Origin of the sequence: Paraperibacillus marinus, assembly GCF_046237605.1 — a bacterium.
GTDB classification, from domain to species: Bacteria; Bacillota; Bacilli; order Bacillales; family DSM-1321; genus Paraperibacillus; species Paraperibacillus marinus.
In genome coordinates this window covers 1,024,869-1,040,725 of the sequence record NZ_CP143542.1, presented here as the reverse complement: position 1 = coordinate 1,040,725, position 15,857 = coordinate 1,024,869, and the positions used below count along the sequence as shown (strand labels likewise).

The 15,857-nt window shown below is 46.9% G+C and carries 12 protein-coding genes and 2 other annotated features; all 12 genes read right to left on the bottom strand.

The genetic code is table 11. From position 1 onward, the window contains the following. Positions 1–32: 32 nt before the first annotated feature. Positions 33–1,238 carry a threonine--tRNA ligase gene (gene thrS / locus V1498_RS05245; protein ID WP_409297295.1) on the bottom strand — a complete coding sequence of 402 codons (1,206 nt, stop codon included), beginning with the start codon at positions 1,236–1,238 and terminating at the stop codon, positions 33–35. A gap of 415 nt (positions 1,239–1,653) precedes the next feature. Continuing rightward, positions 1,654–1,876, bottom strand: a binding site (T-box leader). A 1-nt stretch (position 1,877) separates the two neighbouring features. Continuing rightward, entirely contained in the window at positions 1,878–3,809 is a 1,932-nt protein-coding gene (thrS, locus tag V1498_RS05240; protein WP_409297293.1) for a threonine--tRNA ligase, read from the bottom strand. A gap of 94 nt (positions 3,810–3,903) precedes the next feature. Next, positions 3,904–4,146: a binding site (T-box leader), on the bottom strand. Positions 4,147–4,231: 85 nt separating this feature from the next. Beyond that, on the bottom strand, positions 4,232–5,086 hold the full coding sequence (ytxC, locus tag V1498_RS05235; RefSeq protein ID WP_409299155.1) for a sporulation protein YtxC: 855 nt from the start codon (positions 5,084–5,086) through the stop codon (positions 4,232–4,234). A gap of 528 nt (positions 5,087–5,614) precedes the next feature. Next, positions 5,615–6,550 (bottom strand): primosomal protein DnaI, encoded by a 936-nt coding sequence (gene dnaI / locus V1498_RS05230; protein ID WP_409297292.1) that lies wholly within the window; start codon positions 6,548–6,550, stop codon positions 5,615–5,617. Between the two features lie 10 nt (positions 6,551–6,560). Then, a complete protein-coding gene (locus V1498_RS05225; protein ID WP_409297291.1) occupies positions 6,561–7,964 on the bottom strand; it encodes a replication initiation and membrane attachment family protein in 1,404 nt (467 codons plus the stop codon). Positions 7,965–8,068: 104 nt separating this feature from the next. Further along, positions 8,069–8,527 (bottom strand): transcriptional regulator NrdR, encoded by a 459-nt coding sequence (gene nrdR / locus V1498_RS05220; RefSeq protein WP_409299154.1) that lies wholly within the window; start codon positions 8,525–8,527, stop codon positions 8,069–8,071. 184 nt (positions 8,528–8,711) lie between these two features. Next, on the bottom strand, positions 8,712–9,092 hold the full coding sequence (locus tag V1498_RS05215; protein ID WP_409297289.1) for a hypothetical protein: 381 nt from the start codon (positions 9,090–9,092) through the stop codon (positions 8,712–8,714). 171 nt (positions 9,093–9,263) lie between these two features. After that, a complete protein-coding gene (gene speD, locus V1498_RS05210) occupies positions 9,264–9,644 on the bottom strand; it encodes an adenosylmethionine decarboxylase (protein WP_409297287.1) in 381 nt (126 codons plus the stop codon). 404 nt (positions 9,645–10,048) lie between these two features. After that, complete coding sequence (locus V1498_RS05205) at positions 10,049–11,080, bottom strand: glyceraldehyde-3-phosphate dehydrogenase (protein ID WP_409297286.1); 1,032 nt, start codon at positions 11,078–11,080, stop codon at positions 10,049–10,051. 391 nt (positions 11,081–11,471) lie between these two features. Next, on the bottom strand, positions 11,472–12,071 hold the full coding sequence (gene coaE, locus V1498_RS05200; protein ID WP_409297284.1) for a dephospho-CoA kinase: 600 nt from the start codon (positions 12,069–12,071) through the stop codon (positions 11,472–11,474). A 40-nt stretch (positions 12,072–12,111) separates the two neighbouring features. Next, positions 12,112–12,942 (bottom strand): DNA-formamidopyrimidine glycosylase, encoded by an 831-nt coding sequence (gene mutM, locus V1498_RS05195; RefSeq protein WP_409297282.1) that lies wholly within the window; start codon positions 12,940–12,942, stop codon positions 12,112–12,114. 15 nt (positions 12,943–12,957) lie between these two features. Beyond that, a complete protein-coding gene (polA, locus tag V1498_RS05190; RefSeq protein WP_409297280.1) occupies positions 12,958–15,588 on the bottom strand; it encodes a DNA polymerase I in 2,631 nt (876 codons plus the stop codon). Between the last annotated feature and the right edge of the window lie 269 nt (positions 15,589–15,857).

Here is a 15,857-nt window from a genome sequence, read left to right as displayed (position 1 = left end):
TTTCATTCACTGTGGCTGTCGGCGCCGGATCTTCAATCCTCCATCTCTGAAGCAAACTTTTCGAGAATCTGGCCGATGTCCAATGCGTCCTGCTTTTTGGCCTTTCGCCCTCTCACAGACAAGATGCCGCTTTGCATCTCCCTGTCTCCAATGACGATCATATAGGGAATCTTCTGCATCTCTGCCTCCCGGATCTTTAAGCCGATTTTTTCCGGGCGGGGGTCGATTTCCGTGCGTATGCCCGCCGCTTCGAGTTCCTCCCTGACTCTTAACGCAAAATCCATATGCACCTCTGCTATCGGGATGATCCCTGCCTGAACTGGTGCAAGCCACAATGGGAATCCGCCTTCAAAATGTTCGATAAGAATGGCCATAAAGCGTTCTATTGATCCATAGATAGCCCGGTGGATCATGACAGGCACATGCGCCTTTCCGTCTTCCCCGATATATGTGCATCCGAATTTCTGCGGCATCTGGAAGTCGAGCTGAACTGTCCCGCACTGCCAGCTTCTGCCGAGTGAATCCAGGATATGAAAATCAATCTTGGGGCCGTAGAAGGCCCCATCCCCTTCATTGACCTTGTATAGAAGTCCCTTTGACTTCAGGACTGACTCCAGGGATGCTTCCGCTTTATCCCACATTTGAACTTCTCCCATAAACACCTCCGGACGTGTGGAAAGCTCGATTTCATACTGGAAGCCAAACTTTTCATAAAACTCATGAATCAAATCGAGTATGGCGCTGATTTCAGCTTCGATTTGATCTTCCCGTACAAACAGATGGGCATCATCCTGTGTGAAGGACCTGACCCTGAGCAGTCCATTCAGCGAGCCGGACAGTTCGTGGCGGTGCACGAGCCCGAGCTCGGCAAAGCGGATCGGCAGCTCCCGGTAGCTCCTGAGTCTGCTGTTATAGATCAGGACGGCGCCGGGACAGCTCATCGGCTTAATGGCATAGCGCCTGTCATCCACATCCGAGAAATACATATTTTCATGATAATGTTCCCAGTGTCCCGACTTCTCCCAAAGCTCCTGCTTCATCATGATGGGAGTCTTGATTTCCTGATAGCCGGCAAGACGGTGCTTTGTTTTCCAAAAAGCTTCAAGTTCATTTCTGAGCGTCATGCCTTTTGGCAAGAAGAATGGCATCCCGGGCGCTTCCTCCATTGATGTAAACAGTCCAAGCTCCTGTCCCAGTTTCCTGTGATTCCTTAACTCCATTTCACCTGCTTGTTTCATTCCTTCTCCTCCTAGATTTAAAATATAAAAAAACGGCGTACACCTTCCCTGTAAATAGGGACGATGTACGCCGTGGTTCCACCCTGATTTCAAGCTGCTGCCATGACCTTAAGCCTCCTCCCCGGCACTGCATGCTTATAGGGGAAGTCATTTGGTCTTTGGACAGCTGCTCCTCATGAAAGATAACGGATTAACCGATTACAGATACTTGGGTTCCCTGTAATTGCTCAAGGGGGGTACAGGATACAGACTGCTTTAAAGGCTTTCAGCCGGGGCCTTTTTCTCTGTAAAAGAGCCTTATATCCTGCATATCCCTGTCATCGCATATATATTTGATTGTGCCAGAAAATTGGCGGCTTGCGGGAGCTTCAGCCCGCCTGAAAAAGGGTACAAAAAAAGCGCACATCATCCCGTGATTAGGGACGATATGCGCCGTGGTTCCACCCTGATTCCATGAAGGGGACACCCTCCATGCTTCATAAAAAAATAACGGTCTTACCCGATTATGGATACTAGGATTTCCCCATAATGGCTCGGCAGGCGGTAAATCAGCCGTTCTTCTTAAGGGCTCCCAGCAAGCACCCTTTTCTCTGGAAAGAAGGATCACGGTTGATTGTTGTCCTCGTCAAAGCCTTTTATTTATTTTCTTACTTCACCCAGGATCATATCCTTGAATGATTCAAAGCTCACAGTCTCTGATTTCTGCTCGCCATATTTCCGCACATTCACTGCGCCCTCGCTGATCTCGTTATCTCCTACTACCAGCATATAAGGAATCTTCTGCATTTGTGCTTCACGGATTTTATAGCCGATTTTCTCTTCACGGTGATCCAGCTCCACCCGGAGTCCTTCCGCCTGCAGCTTTTCCTGTACCTCTTTCGCGTAATCCAGATGGACCTCCGGCGAAACCGGGATCACCTGTACCTGTACAGGAGAAAGCCATGTCGGGAATGCACCCTTGTACTCCTCGATCAGGAAGGCGACAAAGCGCTCCATCGTTGAAACGACACCGCGGTGAATGACGACCGGCCGGTGCTGTCTGCCATCTTCGCCTACATACGTCAGGTCGAAGCGTTCAGGAAGAAGGAAATCTAGCTGCACGGTGGAAAGTGTTTCGTCTTTTCCAAGCGCTGTCCGGACCTGGACATCGAGCTTCGGACCGTAGAAGGCAGCTTCGCCTTCTGCTTCGAAATAATCGAGCCCCATTTCATCCATGGCTTCCTTCAGCATCGCCTGAGCCTTGTTCCACATTTCATCATCATCAAAGTATTTCTCCGTATCCTGTGGATCCCGGTAGGAAAGGCGGAATGAATAATCATTAAGATCAAAGTCTTTATAAACAGCAAGCACCAGGTTTACCACGCGCTTGAACTCTTCCTTGATTTGATCCGGACGTACAAAGATATGAGCATCATTAAGAGTCATTCCCCTTACACGCTGCAGGCCTGACAGTGCTCCTGACATTTCATAGCGGTGCATGGTGCCAAGTTCTGCTATACGGATTGGAAGCTCACGATAACTGTGGATGGCATTTTTATAGACCATCATATGATGCGGGCAGTTCATCGGCCGGAGCACAAGCTGCTCGTTATCCATGTCCATGACCGGGAACATGTCTTCGCGGTAATGATCCCAGTGGCCGGAAGTCTTGTAAAGATCGACGCTTCCCATGATCGGCGTATACACATGGTCATAGCCGAGGCGCACCTCTTTGTCCACAATATAGCGTTCAATGATGCGTCTGATGGTCGCACCCTTCGGCAGCCAGAGCGGAAGCCCCTGTCCTACTTTTTGGGAGTTGGTGAAAAGGCTTAACTCTTTCCCCAGTTTCCGATGGTCGCGCTCTTTTGCTTCCTCAAGCAGCCTCAAATGCTCAGCCAGATCTTCTTTTTTGAAGAAGGCTGTTCCATAGATGCGCTGCAGCATTTTATTATCGCTGTTGCCCCTCCAGTAGGCACCGGCAATGCTCAGCAGCTTGAACTCCTTTATTTTCCCTGTTGAAGGAACATGGACTCCGCGGCAAAGGTCAAAGAATTCACCCTGCCTGTAGATGGTCACGGTTTCTGTCTCGGGAATCGCCTGAATCAATTCCAGCTTGTATTCATCCGGGATGTCCTTAAACATTTGCACCGCTTCATCACGGCTGACTTCTTCACGGATGATTTCCAGATTTTCATTGATGATTTTTTTCATTTCTTTCTCAATCAGCGGCAGGTCTTCAGGCGTAAGCGAATCCTCAGAATCTATATCATAGTAAAAGCCGCCTTCAATGACCGGACCGACGCCAAGCTTGACGTTCTTATACAGCCTTTTGACAGCCTGTGCCATAAGGTGGGCCGTGCTGTGCCGCATGATTTCCAGTGCATCCTCACTGTCAGGTGTCACTATTTCAATTGACCCATCCGATTCTATCGGTCTCTTCAAATCATAAAGAGTGCCGCTTACCTTACCGGCCAGCGCTTTCTTCTTAAGTCCGGGGCTGATTGAAAAGGCTATTTCTTCGGTTGTTGTACCCTTTGGGAATTCCTTTACCGCTCCATCCGGAAAGGTCAGCTTAATCATTTCAGACATTTTTTCCACTCCTGTTCTTTGTATGGCGCTATTCTCCCTGCGCCTTTCTGGTCCATTTTTGGTGAATCAAAAAAAGCCCGCCCCTGTATATGCATACAGGGACGAGCTTTATTAACAGTTAAGTATAAACCCGCGGTTCCACCCTCGTTTCATTTCCCCGATGGAAAATGACACTCAGAAACCTTTTAACGGCGGTTCCTCCGTCAGCCATTACTCTTTTTCACGGCTGAAGTTCAAAGGTGGTAAGCATCCTGCCCGTAATAGGAAGATTTCAGCGCTAGTCTTCCCTCTCTAGAAAACGTTGTGAGGATACCCTTATCCTTATCATTACTTTTTACAAATATAACTAATAGTATGTAGCATATTATAGTTTGTTATACATGGAAATGCAAGACCTGCCGATTATATTTATTTGGCTCCTATTACTGGGCCGGCTGCTCAAAAAAAAGCTGCCGTTCCTTTGCGAATGAGTCCCTTGTTTTCAGGGTGGATCTTTCCTCAAAGATTCTTAGAATGGTCTGAATCAAGCCGTCTTCCATTTTGTCCGTATATACAACCAGCTTCTGGGGGGCAATGGATATTAGGGGCGCAATCGTTTTAGAATCTATATAAACCGGATTTTCGGCGAGCAGTCTCCTGTCCACCAGCCTTGAAAGCTCACCGTTTTCAAGCTTCATAAACGACTCATTATAAAAGTGGAGTGCTTCGTCATGAAGGAGGTGAAGTGCTTTTGTTTTCCCGGGCTGTGACAGCATGAAATCCCTTAATGTCTGAATAAAATCCTGATAATCCTGTTCCATCTTATACTCATCGATGGCCTGCTCAATGAACGGCATAAGAGATTCAGTGATGCCTTTCAGCCTGAACCTGGCAAACGAGTCGAATGAGAAGGATACTTCACTGAGGAGCATCGCCAGCAGATTTTCTGCCAATGTCCGCTGATCCACCACATTGAACAGCTCTTTCTCCCTCCGGTTTTCGATGATTCCCCCGGCAATTTCCACGATCTGATCAATTTCTTCCTGTTCCACATAAAAAAATTTTGCCTTTATAATGTTCTCCATCCATGCGTAGATCTTTGAGGAGATGATAAAGGTATGGATGGCTGCACTCAATGCCTCGATCAGCAGGCTGATTGTCTCATCCTTTACAGCTATGGCCAAACCTGAACCAGGCTTAACATGTATTAATTCCTGCACTCCGCTCCCAAAGTGCCCGTCAGCTATGATTTCAAGTACCTTACGTGCATCGCATTCTTCATCGAAATAAATGAACACCAAATGATATCCCCCCTGACACCGCTTCCTGTGAATATGTATATGGGATAAGCCGGGGGTTTAGAAGCCTTTTGAAATCCAGGGAAAGAAAAAGAGAGTATTCCAAACGTTTGGGATACCCTCTTTTAAATGGTTTTATTTTTGATAAAAGCTTCCCGGATGGTACAGAATGGTTACGGTGATAAATTTGAGTTTTTCACATGGTTTCTGTCCGTTTCAGTTCGTTTTTTTGATGTTTTTTGCTTCAGCACTTACTTTTCACATTACGAGAAAGCTCAGCACTTCGTTTAATGCCCCTTACTCGCCAAACTGACACCTTTACTATCCGAACCTCTCACTTTACTATCCGAAATTAAAATTTACAATCCGAATAGGAGGTTTTACTATCCGAACTCATGACTTTACTATCCAAACTGGCTCCTTTACTCGCCGTTCCGATTCTGGAATGGAACAGCAGACTGAGGATAACGGCACAGCAAAGCCCGGGGAAAAACATCTCCCCGGGCTGGTTTTGGAATAAAGATAAGATCAGGATCCTCTCCGATTCGCTCCGTCAAGGAGGACAGGTTCGGCTAAATATCGGATGCGCTCCATAATCCGGGCAGCCTTCACTTCTTCGATCTCTCCCCGCTGTGAAACCGTCAAATGGTTTTTCAGCTGATTCAGGTCGAAGTTGGAGGTGAAGAAGGTCGGCAGGTCCTCAAGCATCCGGAACTGAAGGACCGGTCCCAGGACCTCATCCCTTCCCCAGCTGCTCATCGTTTCGGCCCCCATATCATCAAGCATCAAAACAGGAGCCTTCTTAACCATATCCAGCTTTTCAGAAAGCGTATTATCGGAAATCGAGTTCTTAATTTCCCTCATGAAGTCCGGGACATAAATAAGCAGGGAAGAAATTCTCTTCCTGGCCAATTCATTGGCGATGGCGCCGAGAAGATAGGTCTTGCCCACTCCAAATTTCCCATGGAGATAAAGGCCTTTCAACTTGGTGCCAGGGGTGTAATTTTCGACAAACTCATGCGCCTTTTCCAGCGCAGCCAGCCGCTCCCTTGTATTATAATCATAATCCGCTATAGAGGCAGATAATATTTCCTTCGGGACATACAGGCTTTGAATCAGCTTTTCATGCTTCATTTTTTCATCAAACAGCTCTTTGCGCGGACATTGATCATAACTCACGTCAATATATCCCTTTCTCAGCACAAGGCGCGGATGGTGCTTTGGCACAATATTGATGCAGCCTTCAAGAGATGGGCATTTATTGCACTCCTTGCTTTGAGTGCTGAATTCATATAACTTCCCAAGGCTTCTTTCAATAATCTCTTCCGTTATAAGCGAGCTGTTTTCATTCAGGAAATGCCGGATATCGGGATCCTTCAGCGTCTCCCTCGAGAGGGCTGCATATCTTTCCTTGAACTGACCGCGGTTTGCAAGTTTATTCAGCGTGTCATTAATTCGTTCCATATTCCTTCATTCACCCCCGGTTCTGGTATTTCTTCAGCTTCTCTTCAAGCCGTTTTTTTCTTTCCTCCAGGTCGTCACTTTCCGCAGCAGGCAAAGCAGTGCCGGAAGGCGGATCCTGCTGATCCTCATTCAGCCATTCCGGGACCATCTCGGTCCGGATTGCTTTTTTCGCACCAGGTTTCCTCGTTTTTTTATCATTTGCCCAGGCTTGATATTGGCGGTGCTCACTCTTCGCAAGCTCCATTGCTTCCTTGACTGTTTTAATATCCTTGCGGGCCCAGTGCCCGGCGATTTTCTCTACATATCCCCTAGAGAGCTTCATATCCGACTTCATCATGACATAATCAATCAGGACATTGGCGACTCCCGGGGTCAGCCGCTGGTTCAGGAGGACATCTTCTATGATCTGCAGATCGGATTTGGAGGGCTCCGCGCCTCCTGACAGATCTATCAGGCGCTGCCTGGGTGATACCTGCTCCAGGTAGGCAATATGCTTTTCTTCATCCGTCCTGGGTTCCAGCACAGTATGAAGCTGAGGAGGCTGGACCTGCGTGCTGAGGCTCGGCAGCTGTTCACTGAACTCAAGCTGATACCAGTCCCTGGCACCCTTACGCAGCTCCTCCAGGTCTATCTCATCATGCTCATTTACAGAATCAAGCACCAGGTTCTTCATATTCAAAGAGTCTATTCCGTATAAAAAGGCCAGCCTCCCGATAATCTCCCGGACTTTAGGAGTGAATGCCTTCTTAGGAACAAAGGATTCCTTCAGCCCGGCAAATAAAAGTTCAAAGTCAAAGCTTTCGGAAAAACCGCTGATCTGTTCGGCCTCCTGCCGGCCGATGAAATTCTGACCGGGCGGGATGCTGAGGTCTTCCGCCGACTCGGCGGGGATGTACAAGGATTCACTGTGTCCCGATATGAATATATCCTGAAATGATTTTGTGGCATCTTCATATTCAGCACGCGGGATGATCCGGTCGCTGAAGGATTTCTTCAGCTTTGCAAACTGAAGCTTCCCAACCTTTTTGTAAAGATACACATTCAGCATGCCATCTGTAAAAAAGGCCTGAGGCGTCAAAGGAGGCATCAGCTCGTATATGAATGAATTCTCTTCTTCCCCGGACTTTTTCCAGACTTTAAGAAGCCCTATCCCCTCCAATTTCACACGCGCTGAATAGATTTCCTTCAGGTTGATATCCATCGTTGACATCAGGGCATGGTGTGAGGAGGATTCAGACCAAAGCCTGTTTGCTTCCAATTCACTCTGAAGAGTGAAATACAGACTGGCTGCCACCGGTCCGATCAAAGGCTGATATAGCAGGGAGATAATTTTCCTGTCATAAGAATGGATCAGGCCGCTCGAGCATACCTCGTACCGATCTACAGGCAGGATTTGCTGCCAGTGCATTTGCATATGATTCAAACCTTTACTGATAGTATTGGATTAGTTTTTGTTTCCTTCACAGAAAAAGAGCTAACATTGAATTTAGCTCCATTAGGAAAGGCAGGTATGAAAACCTATTTTTCTTTATTAATTAAATCCCGCAGTTCTTCTATGAATACGTTAATGTCTTTAAATTGACGGTAAACGGAAGCAAACCTCACATAGGCCACTTCATCCACCTCTGCAAGCTTGTCCATTACCATCTCACCAATGTCTTCACTCTTGATTTCAGATATCCCTTGATTCCTTAATTCTTTTTCAACATAACGGGTGATGTCTTCAAGCTGCTTCAAACTCACCGGCCTCTTCTCACAGGCCTTGATCAGTCCCCTGAGAATCTTATCCGTGCTGAATTCCTCGCGGATGCCTTCTTTTTTTACGACAATCAAAGGAATTTCTTCCACTTTTTCAAACGTGGTGAAACGATAGTTACACTTCTCGCATTCTCTTCTTCTCCTGATTGAACGGCTTTCGTCAACAGGCCGAGAATCGAGCACGCGTGTACCATTATACTGGCAATTTGGGCATTTCATGGTCATCAGCTCCGATCGAAAATCCCATTCGGCCTGCTGCTTTGGCGAAAGAAAGAACAGCGCCTTTTCGGTGAACATTTCCGTAGTCTTTTTACTTATACATTTATCTTATAAAAAAGCCGGCGGCTATACAAGGAAAAGAGAATGGAAATTCGGCCGCCCATCCTGCGCAGGGGCGCTCTTTTTAGCCTCTCCCAGATGAGATCAGCTGCAGCCTGCTGTCAAGGGCGCTATACAGCGAGACAGCCTGTCTTTTTAGTGCAGGGAAGGACCCTGTCAGCGAAGTCTTTTCTGTGGAAAGGATGAAATCCACTGCCGTTTCATTTCCGTGTACCCCGACGATCGTGGCCACTACGAAAGACTGCGGTGAAGAGAGCTCTGCCGATATTTCCCCGTGCTCTTTTGAGACATTGATCAAACGGCACCCTTTCATTGTCGAAAACAATTCTTCCACTGCAGCAAAGGCCTTGGTTGCGGGTGCTTTATAATAATGTGTCCGGAGTTCCGGCAGGCGGTTCTTGTCGCTGGTTTCACATACTTTATTGAATCTCGTTAATATACCCAATTCTAATCCCCCGCTGTTGATTTTCCTTTAGTTTACCTGTTTTTGCTGTTCTATTCAATTCCCAAAGGAAAGCTTATGCTGACAAGGCATGGAGCATTTCTTAAGGCGGGATTTTTTGGAACTAAAAAAGAGATGTAAGGACTACATCTCTTGTTTGCATTTATTTTAAAATTAAAGTGCTTTTACCGCTTCCTGTTTGACCTTTACAGGTCCCATTCCGCGCGGCAGCTCTATTTTCTCGATAGTTTGTGCATTCAATGCCTCTGCAATATAATCTGCAGCAATATTCGGATTCATTTCGCCGCAAGTATATACGTCAATGCTTGCATAGCCATGTTCCGGGAAGCTGTGGATGGTCAGATGCGATTCAGAGATAATGACCACTCCGCTTACACCTTGTGGAGCGAATTTGTGAAAGGCAACCTCGCGCACTTCTGCACCAGATTTAAGTGCAGCATCCACAAAAATTTGTTCAATTTGTTCCATGTTGTTCAGTTTCTCGAAATCACAGCCCCAAAGCTCAGAAATTACATGACGACCCATTGTTTCCATGTTCAAGTTTCCCCCTTTAACAAGATTAAATTTCTTAAGTATTTGAACATTAAAAAACAACTACCACGGGGGAAAGTTAGTCCGATGAGGTCCTAACCCTTTAAGTAGCCATCCCTTCATAAGAAGTTCACGAAAAATAGTATACTAATTATCATTTTTTTTTGCAATATATTTCTTTTTAAAAATATTTACCCCGGCATCCCAAGTGTAGCCTTATTTGACAGACAGGGCCCCTATGAAGGCTTTCTTCAGTTATAAGGTAAATGCTGGATGTTTTTTAAAGAATTTTTACGCGCAGCTCTTTTTTAGAAAAAGCGAACAGGCAAAAAGCAGGGACTGCCTTGGCAGGCAGCCCCTGTTCTTACATATATCCCGCACATGCGGACTGTTCGATCAACCAACTATCAGCCAGCCTTTACCTTAATCTTTGCATTCATTTCTGCGGCGACAAACTTCACCAGGTCTACCACCCTGCATGAATAGCCCCATTCATTGTCATACCAGGCCAGCACTTTTACCTTGCTGTCTCCGATCACCATAGTAGATAAACCATCAATGATCGCCGAATGAGGATCTGTATTAAAGTCGATGGACACCAATGGCTCCATAGTGAATCCCAAAATGCCGTTAAGAGGGCCGTCTGCAGCTTCCACAAGCGCCTTGTTCACTTGTTCGGCTGTAATATCGCTCTTCAGGTCAACCACGAGGTCGACGAGGGATACATTCGGCGTAGGTACCCGCAGTGCCATGCCATGCAGCTTCCCCTTTAAATGCGGCAGAACACTTGATAAGGCTTTAGCCGCACCGGTTGTGGTAGGGATGATGCTTTGGCCGCACGCTCTTGCCCGGCGCAGGTCTTTATGCGGGTTATCTATATTCTTTTGGTCATTGGTATAGGCATGGATCGTGGTCATTAAACCGTTTTCAATTCCGAACTGCTCATCCAGAACCTTCACGAGCGGCGCAAGACAGTTCGTCGTACAGGATGCATTTGAGATGATATCATGCTCGCTTATGTTAAGCGCTTCCTCGTTGACGCCCATAACGATCGTCACATCCTCATCCTTGCCGGGAGCAGTCAGGATAACCTTAGCTGCACCTGCTTCGAGATGGGCTGCCGCCTTTTCACGGGAATTGAATTTACCAGTCGCTTCGATGACAATATCTATTCCAAGCTCCCTCCATGGAAGCATTTTAGGATCACGATTGTTAAGAAGCATGACCTGTCTGCCATTCACATTCAGTGACTCTGGCCCAGCTGTCACTTCTCCTTCAAATCTTCCGTGCGTTGTATCATATTTAATCAGGTGTGCCAGGGTTTCTGCCGGATAGCTCGCATTAACAGCTACTATGTCAAGATCATCCTGCAGTATCGCCTTCCTGAACACCATTCTCCCAATTCTCCCGAATCCATTGATAGCAACTCTAGCCTTCATAAATGTGGCTCCCTCCGAATTAAGTTATACTTTTTGCTGTATTTGATACTATTAGTATAACATATATGATTGGAGAGGTGATAATAAAAACCGTTTTTTTTATTTCATTGTCCATTAATTTTCCTGTTTTCTTAACACCTGATGTTTAAGACATATACCTGTCTAAATGCTGTGATTTCGGTAAAAGACTGCGGCTGGTGAACAAGGAGGTTGATTTCCTCTCCAGGCGCTCTGGCTCGTCCCCAGACAGAAGTTCATCCGCACTTATGTGAAAGCCAGGCATAAGGCGGGCAGCCGGCTCAGGAAGCTCGCACATTACATTCCAATCATCCTGAATCCTCTAGAAAAGAGCCGCAAAAAAAAGCCCTGGACAGTGTCCAGGACCATTCTTTTAGATGATTTCCCACTCCCTGAGGAGCTTTTGCAGCTGTTCTTTCGTTTCTTCACGGCTGTCCTCATTATCAATCACCGCGTCAGCCAAAGTCTTTTTTTCTCTCAGCGGCATCTGTGACGCGATCCGCGCTTCCGCTTCTTCCTTTGAAAAAGAATTCCTCGCCATCAGTCTGGCCAGCTGTGTCAATTCGTTAACGTAAACAAGAATTACTGCATCCACCATATAGCCGATCCTGCTTTCAAACAGGAGCGGGATATCCATGAAAACCGTTTTTTCTCCGCGGAGAAAGGCTTCAGCCTTCTGTTCCTCCATCCACTTCCTTACAGCCGGATGCACGATGCTGTTTAGCTTCAGCCTCTCTCCTTCGTCATTGAAAATGACAGCGCCAAGCTTTGGCCGGTCGATGGTGCCGTTATCTGACAGGATAGCCGGGCCAAAATGTTCTACAATCTGTTCATAAGCAGCCTGACCCGGCTCCACTACGATTCTTGCCGCGGCATCGGCATCTATCACGGTGAAGCCAAGCTCCCTGATATAGCCGCTTACTGTACTCTTTCCGCTTGCTATGCCGCCGGTGATGCCAATGACCTTTTTCATCGCAAGTCTCCTTTGCACTGTCTGCCCTGTGATCACGGACCTATTCAGCAGGCTGGCAGGACGGGCAGATATGTGTGCCCCTTCCTCCGACAGTCAGCTTCATCAGCGGTGTACTGCACGCCTTGCAGTTTTCGCCTTTTCTTCCATACACATTCAAATCAAGCTGGAAGGAGCCGATTTTTCCCTGCGAGTTAACATAGGTCCTGATCGTGCTCCCGCCTTTTTCAATTGCCTCTGCCAGGGTCTCTGTAATTTCTTTGTGGAGTCTGCCTATTTCCTCTGGACGAAGCCCTGATGCTGTCCGTTCTGGATGGATCCGCGCCCTGAAAAGGGCTTCATCTACATAAATATTGCCGATTCCGACCACCACATTCTGGTCGAGCAGGACGGGCTTGATTTTGCGCTGGGTCCTGGCAAGCCTTTGACCTAAATATACCGGGGTGAAATCCTGTGATAAAGGCTCAGGTCCGAGATTCTTCAAGGGCGGGCTGTTGAATTCTTCCCCTTTTTTGTACAAGTGCATCGTCCCGAATTTCCTCACATCCCTGTACCTCAGCTGTGAACCATCGGTAAAAGTAAACAGGACATGCGTATGCTTGTCATATGATTCTTTCCCTGGATAAACCCCGTACTTCCCTTCCATCCGCAGATGGGAGACAAGGGCATAATCGTCCAGATAAAACAGGAGGAACTTGCCTCTCCTGCCGACCGCTTCTATTGTCTGGCCCTTCAAAGCATCGATAAAGACATCAGGCTCCTCGGGCGCCTTTATGATCTTCGGCCAATGAATCGTAATATCTTCTATGGTTTTGCCGATCACCAGCTCTTCTAATGTCCGCCTTACTGTTTCTACCTCTGGAAGCTCCGGCATGTTACAGTCCCCCTTTTATTTAGCATCAAACCAAGTAGGACCGTAAGCGTAGTCCACTTTTAGAGGCACATTCAATTCCACTGCATTTTCCATTTCCTCAGGCACGATTTTCATAAGGATCTCAAGCTCCTCAGGCGGTGCCTCAAAGATCAATTCATCATGCACCTGGAGCAGCAGACGTGTTTGGAGCTTTTCGTCCTTAAGCCTCTCACTCATGTTGATCATCGCTTTTTTTATAATATCGGCAGCCGTCCCCTGTATCGGTGTATTCATAGCTGTCCTCTCCGCGAAGCTGCGGATATTGAAGTTGCGGCTGGTTATTTCAGGTATATATCTTCTGCGGTGGAGAAGTGTTGTAACAAACCCTTTTTCCTTCGCTTCCTGAATGCTGTCGGCCATATAGTCCTTTACCTTTGGATAGCTGTCCAGGTAACGCTCGATGAATTCTCCCGCTTCCTTCCTTGTAATGCCAAGGCTTTGCGACAGACCGTAATCACTTATTCCGTATACGATGCCAAAATTAACAGCCTTCGCATGGCGGCGCATATTGGATGTCACTTCTTCCTGCGCAACATGAAAGACATCCATGGCTGTCTTTGTATGGATATCCATTCCTTTATGGAATGCGGAGCTGAGTCCCTCATCGTCAGAAATATGTGCAAGCACTCTTAATTCAATTTGTGAATAATCGGCTGCAAAAATGATCCAGTCCTTTTCAGACGGAACAAAGGCCTGCCTCAGCTTCCGGCCTTCCTCAAGGCGGATCGGGATATTCTGCAGATTGGGATCCGTCGAGCTCAGCCTGCCGGTTTGTGTGAGTGCCTGGTTAAAGCGGGTATGCACTTTATCTGTTTCCGGGTCCATCACCTTCAGCAGTCCTTCGATGTATGTGGACTGAATTTTCCCGAGCTGTCTGTAATGCAGGATTTCCCGGACGATCTCATGTTTGCTTTCAAGCTTTTCCAGCACATCTGCAGACGTGCTGTAACCGGTCTTGGTCTTTTTGGCAGAAGGAAGCTGGAGCTTTTCGAATAGGATGGAGCCAAGCTGTTTTGGAGAATTGATATTGAATGCTTCCCCAGCCAGCTCGAATATTTTTGTCTCGATCGCTCCCAGCCGCTCAGATATTTCACTGCCCATTTGATGAAGCCTGTCCCGATCGATTTTTACTCCCTGCAGCTCCATCTCAGCAAGTATGAAGGACAGCGGCAGCTCAAGTTCCTTGAAAAGATTGTACTGGCTGTTTTCCTTAAGGGCATGGATAATCGGGTGTGATAGATTTTCAATTGCTTTAGCCTTCCGCACAAGATGGGCTGCAAGCAGTTTTTCCTCAGGAACTCTCCTTTTTGCCCCCCTCCCATAAAAGGATTCATCTGACAGAATTTGTTTATATTGGTGCCTTCCGGCTATTTCCGCTATGTCCACCGAGCTTTCTGCAGGATTCAGGATATAAGAGGCTATTAAAAGGTCGAACACGATTCCTTTTAATTCAATCCCCTTGCGTCCAAGGCTTACGATGGACAGCTTGGCATCATAGACGGACTTTTTCCTGCCCGGGTCTGTGGCCCATTCCTTAAATTCCTGAGAAGAACAGGCGAGCTCCGCCGGTATAAAGAAGTTTCCTTTTTCATTCACCAGCGATATTCCGGTTATGTCTGTGCGGCTGTAGTTCTCACCCAGGATTTCAACATAGAGGGTATTATCATCGGCAAAGATATCATTTGAAATGCTCTCTACAACCTTCACTTCTATGTCTTCCATTTCTTCTGCCTCTGCAGATTCACCTGGTTCCATCTTTTCCAGGAGGGAATTGAAGCCGAGCTCTTTATACAGACTGATAACCTTCTTTTCAGCCGGACCTGCATATTTAATTTCTTCCAGTGTAATGCCGACTGGCGCTTCGCGGGTTATGGTTGCGAGCTCCTTGGAGAGGACTGCCAGGTCTTTGTTCGCCTCAATTTTTTCCTGAAGCTTCTTGCCGCTGATTTCAGATACAGACTCAAGGACCTTCTCCACAGAACCAAATTGCTGCAGCAGCTTCAGGGCGGTTTTTTCCCCTACCCCGGGAATGCCTGGTATGTTGTCGGATGGGTCGCCCATCAGGCCTTTGAGATCGATAATCTGGTTTGGGGCGAGACCATACTTTTCCTCTATATGCCCTGGCGTGTATTCCTCAATTTCCGTAATTCCCTTTCTCGTGATACTGACGGTGGTCTTATCTGAGGAAAGCTGAGTCAAATCTTTATCCCCGGAAATGATCTTGACGTCAAAGCCTTCCTGCTCGGCCTGGAGGCTCAGGGTGCCGATGATGTCATCCGCTTCATAATTCTCCAGCTCATAGCGGGAAATTTGATAGGCATCGAGCAATTCACGAATGAATGGAAACTGCTCTGACAGCTCTGGGGGCGTCTTCTGCCTGCCTCCTTTATATTCGGTGAATGCCGCATGCCTGAAGGTCGTCTTACCCGCATCAAAGGCCACCAGCATATGAGTCGGCTTCTCTTCCTCAAGAATCCTTGAAAGCATCATGGTAAATCCGTAGATTGCATTCGTATGTACACCTTTATTGTTATTCAATAGCGGAAGGGCAAAAAAGGCACGGTAGGCAATGCTGTTTCCGTCTATCAATACAAGTTTCTTTTCCAATGAACGTTTCCTCCTCATAAAAACAGACTTTATTAATATGGAGTGATTCAATATATGCAATGTTTGAAAACACAAAAAAGCCGTTTGATTCTTCTTTATTCTATCATGTGAGGGATAGGAAAGAAAAATAACGGCATGATTCCTTTTATAAAGGGCGAAGAGGCGAAAACGGGGTAGTTTTCGCCTCTTCTAATGGCTCCTTGGATGAAGGGGTCTTTCACAATTTATTCTATTATCTCTTTGTAAAGGGAGATATGCGGTATTGTAAA